Below are 3,538 nucleotides of genomic sequence, written 5' to 3'. Positions count from 1 at the left end.
GGCCGCGCCTACCCGGGCCACCGCGTCGCGGTGCTCGACGACGCCGGCCGCGAATGCCCGCGCGGCACGCCGGGCGACGTCGCGGTGCACCGCCGCGACGTGCACGGCACGCCCGACCCGGTCTTCTTCCTCGGCTACTGGAAGAACGACGGCGCGACGCGCGCCAAGTTCACCGGCGACCCCGACGACAGCTGGTGCCGCACCGGCGACACCGCGCTGATGGACGACGACGGCTACCTCTGGTACCAGGGCCGCAGCGACGACGTGTTCAAGGCAGCAGGCTATCGGATCGGGCCGAGCGAGATCGAGAACTGCCTGGTCAAGCACCCGGCCGTCGCGAACGCGGCGGTGGTGCCGAAGCCCGATGCCGAGCGCGGCGCGCTGGTCAAGGCCTACGTGGTGCTGGCGGCCGGCGTGGCCGGCGATGCGGCGCTGGTCGAGCAGCTGCAGGCGCATGTGAAGGGCCGGCTCGCGCCCTACGAGTACCCGAAGGAGATCGAGTTCATCGACGCGCTGCCGATGACGACCACCGGCAAGGTGCAGCGGCGCGTGCTGCGGCTGGAGGAAGAGGAGCGGGCACGCGGTTCCGGAAATCTCCCTAAACTGGCCGGATGACGACCTTCACCACCCTCCCGCTCGGCCGCAGCGACCTGCGCGTCACCCCGATCTGCCTCGGCACGATGACCTTCGGCGAACAGGTCGACGAAGCTGCGGCGCACCGCATCCTCGACGAAGCCGTCGCGCGCGGCATCAACTTCATCGACACCGCCGAGATGTACGCGGTGCCGACGCGCCGCGAGACCTACGGCGCCACCGAACGCATCGTCGGCAACTGGTTCGCGGCCCGGCCCGGCGTGCGCCAGAAGGTGGTGCTCGCGACCAAGGTGGCCGGCCCCGGCCGCAGCATGGACTGGGTGCGCGGCGGCAGCGCGAACCTGCTGCCGGCCGAGATCGTGCAGGCCTGCGACGACAGCCTGAAGCGCCTGCGCACCGACGTGATCGACCTCTACCAGATCCACTGGCCGAACCGCAACGTGCCGACCTTCGGTGCGTTGTATTTCGATCCGTCCAAGGATGCCGAATTCAGCAGCATCCACGAGCAGCTGCAGGCGCTGGCCGGGCTGGTGAAGGCCGGCAAGGTGCGGCACATCGGGCTGTCGAACGAGACGCCGTGGGGCGTCGGCGAATTCGTGCGGCTGGCCGGCCAGCATGGGCTGCCGCGCATCGCCACCGTGCAGAACCCGTATGCGCTGACCAGCCGAGCGCTCGACAACGGGCTCGACGAGACGCTGTACCGCGAGCAGGTCTCGCTGCTCGCCTACTCGCCGCTCGCGTTCGGCGCGCTGACCGGCAAGTACGACGAGATCGGCTTCGATGCCGCCGACAAGCCCGGGCGGCTGGCGATCTTCGACGGCATGAAGAAGGGCCGCTGGGGCCGCCCCGAGGCGCTGGCCGCCGCGCGCCTGTACAACGCGCTGGCACGGCGCCACGGCCTCTCGCCGACGCAGCTCGCGCTCGCCTTCGTCTACGGCAGCCGGCGCGTCGCGAGCACCATCATCGGCGTCACGTCGCTCGCGCAGCTGGACGAGAACCTGGCGGCCTGGGGCACGACGCTGTCGCCGGAGCTGCTGGCCGAGATCGACGCGATCCGCTGGACGCACCGCGACCCGGCGCAGTGACGGCGCGCGCTGCAGGCGCTCGCCGGCTCAGCCGAAGGTGAACGCAAACGCCCGGGCCCCCGGGTCGAGGAAGCGGATCTCGATGGTCCGGTCGCCGATGCGGCCCTGCTGGCGCACCAGCTGGTACAGGCGCTCGGCGTCGATCACGCCGTTGCCGTCGGCATCGGTGTCGACACCGTGGTCGGCACCGGGCGGCTTGCCGTCCAGCGTCAACCGGAAGCGCACCGGCATGCCGGCCGATGCGCGGCCGAGCACCAGGTGCAGGTCGCGCGCATGGAAGCGATACACCACGCTGCCGCCGGCGCGGCCCAGCTCGGCGAACTCGGGTCGCACCGTCCACTCGCCCGACAGCCCCCATTCGTTCACCCGCGGCGTGCCCGGCGCGTACAGGTGGCTGCGTTCGGGAACGATCCCGCCCGGTGACGAGAAACCTTCCGCCTGCTGGTAGCCGACGTAGGTTTCCTGCGACTTCGCGTTCGCCATGTCGGGCGGCAGGCCGATGCCGCGGGTGTCCAGCGCGACGGAGGGCGCCGGCTTGCGCGCCGCCTCGCTGCCCGATTCCTTCAGCAGCGCCTGGATCATCTTCTCCGCGGTGTCGAAGTCGCCTTCGCCGAACTGCCGGTGGCGGATGAGGCCCTGCGCATCGACGAGGTAGAACGCCGGCCAGGCGCGGTTCTGGAACGAGCGCCAGATCGCGTAGTTGCTGTCGATCGCGACCGGGAAGTCGATCTTCAGGTCCTTGGTCGCGCGCTCGACGTTCGCGAGGTTCTTCTCGAACGCGAACTCCGGCGTGTGCACACCGACCACCACCAGGCCCTGGGCCGTGTAGCGCTGCGCCCAGGCCCGCACGTGGGGCAGCGTGCGCAGGCAGTTGATGCACGAGTACGTCCAGAAATCCACCAGCACCACCTTGCCGCGCAGCGACTCGAGCGTCAGCGGCGGTGAGTTGAGCCAGCCGACCGCGCCGTCCAGGCGTGGCATCGGCGGCTCGGCCGCGTGGGCCGCGGGCGTTGCGAGGCAGGCGGCCAGCACGGCCAGCAGGGTCAGCGGCCGGCCCAGCGACGTGATGCGGTGGAGGATGGACATGGCGGGCCTCAGCGAACAGCTTGCACGGCGGCGAGTATCACGGCGGCGACCTTCTCGGGCTGCACCTGCTGCGGGACGTGGCTGGTCTTCAGATCGGTCACGGTGGCGCCGATCTTCTTCGCCATATCCTGCTGCTGCGGCGGCGGGATCATGTGATCGTTCAACGCGACGACGAACCAGCTCGGCCGGGTCTTCCAGGCGGCGGTCGTGACGGGCTGACCGAAGGCCTTGCCGAGGATCGGGCCCTGCGTCGCGAACATCACCGAGGTCTGCTTCGCCGGCAGGTCGGGGGCGAAGTGCTTCGCCATGCCTTCCTCGCTCAGGCGCAGGAAGCCCGAGGCGTCGCTGACGAGGTGGGCCAGCCCCGGGGCCGGTGCATAGCCCTTGCCGGCGTCGGCGGTCGACTGGCCGGCGTCCGGCGCGAACGCGGCGACGTAGACCAGCGCGGCGACCTTGTCGTTGTTGCCGGCTTCGGTGATCACCGTGCCGCCCCACGAATGGCCGACCAGCACGACCTTGCCCGGCTGCGCATCGATGGACCGCTTCGCGGCGGCCACGTCGTCTTCCAGCGAGCTCAGCGGGTTCTGCACCGCAGTGACGCTGACACCCTTGGCCTGCAGCAGCGGGATGACCTTGGCCCAGTCGGAGCCGTCGGCGAAGGCGCCGTGGACGATCACGACAGCGGGCTTCGAGGCGTCCTTCGCATCGGCAGCGTGTGCGGTGGCGGCCATGCTGAACGTGGCGGCGACGAGGGTGAGGGAGAGGAGTGTCTT

4 protein-coding genes are annotated in these 3,538 nt (G+C 70.6%); 2 read left to right on the top strand and 2 right to left on the bottom strand.

Annotation, left to right across the window (positions count from 1 at the left end):
* Positions 1-615, top strand: a 615-nt coding sequence (locus AC1D1T_RS31110) for an AMP-binding enzyme (protein WP_477993232.1), incomplete at its 5' end; no start/stop codon positions are given.
* On the top strand, positions 612-1,679 hold the full coding sequence (locus tag AC1D1T_RS31105; RefSeq protein ID WP_477825990.1) for an aldo/keto reductase: 1,068 nt from the start codon (positions 612-614) through the stop codon (positions 1,677-1,679). The genes AC1D1T_RS31110 and AC1D1T_RS31105, both read left to right, overlap by 4 nt.
* 27 nt (positions 1,680-1,706) lie before the next feature.
* On the opposite strand, the gene AC1D1T_RS31100 is transcribed toward AC1D1T_RS31105, so the two are convergent.
* Positions 1,707-2,765 carry a thioredoxin family protein gene (locus AC1D1T_RS31100; RefSeq protein WP_477825989.1) on the bottom strand — a complete coding sequence of 353 codons (1,059 nt, stop codon included), beginning with the start codon at positions 2,763-2,765 and terminating at the stop codon, positions 1,707-1,709.
* 8 nt (positions 2,766-2,773) lie between these two features.
* On the bottom strand, positions 2,774-3,538 hold a 765-nt coding region (locus tag AC1D1T_RS31095), incomplete at its 5' end, for an alpha/beta fold hydrolase (protein ID WP_477993230.1).

The sequence above is a fragment of the Rhizobacter sp. P2_H3 genome, assembly GCF_056403355.1.
This window is presented reverse-complemented; position numbering and strand designations above follow the sequence as displayed.

Bases quoted from the DNA above. Each gene is read 5' to 3' on its own strand.
- AC1D1T_RS31100 (WP_477825989.1), bottom strand. From the start codon at position 2,765: ATGTCCATCCTCCACCGCATCACGTCGCTGGGCCGGCCGCTGACCCTG.
- AC1D1T_RS31105 (WP_477825990.1), top strand. From the start codon at position 612: ATGACGACCTTCACCACCCTCCCGCTCGGCCGCAGCGACCTGCGCGTC.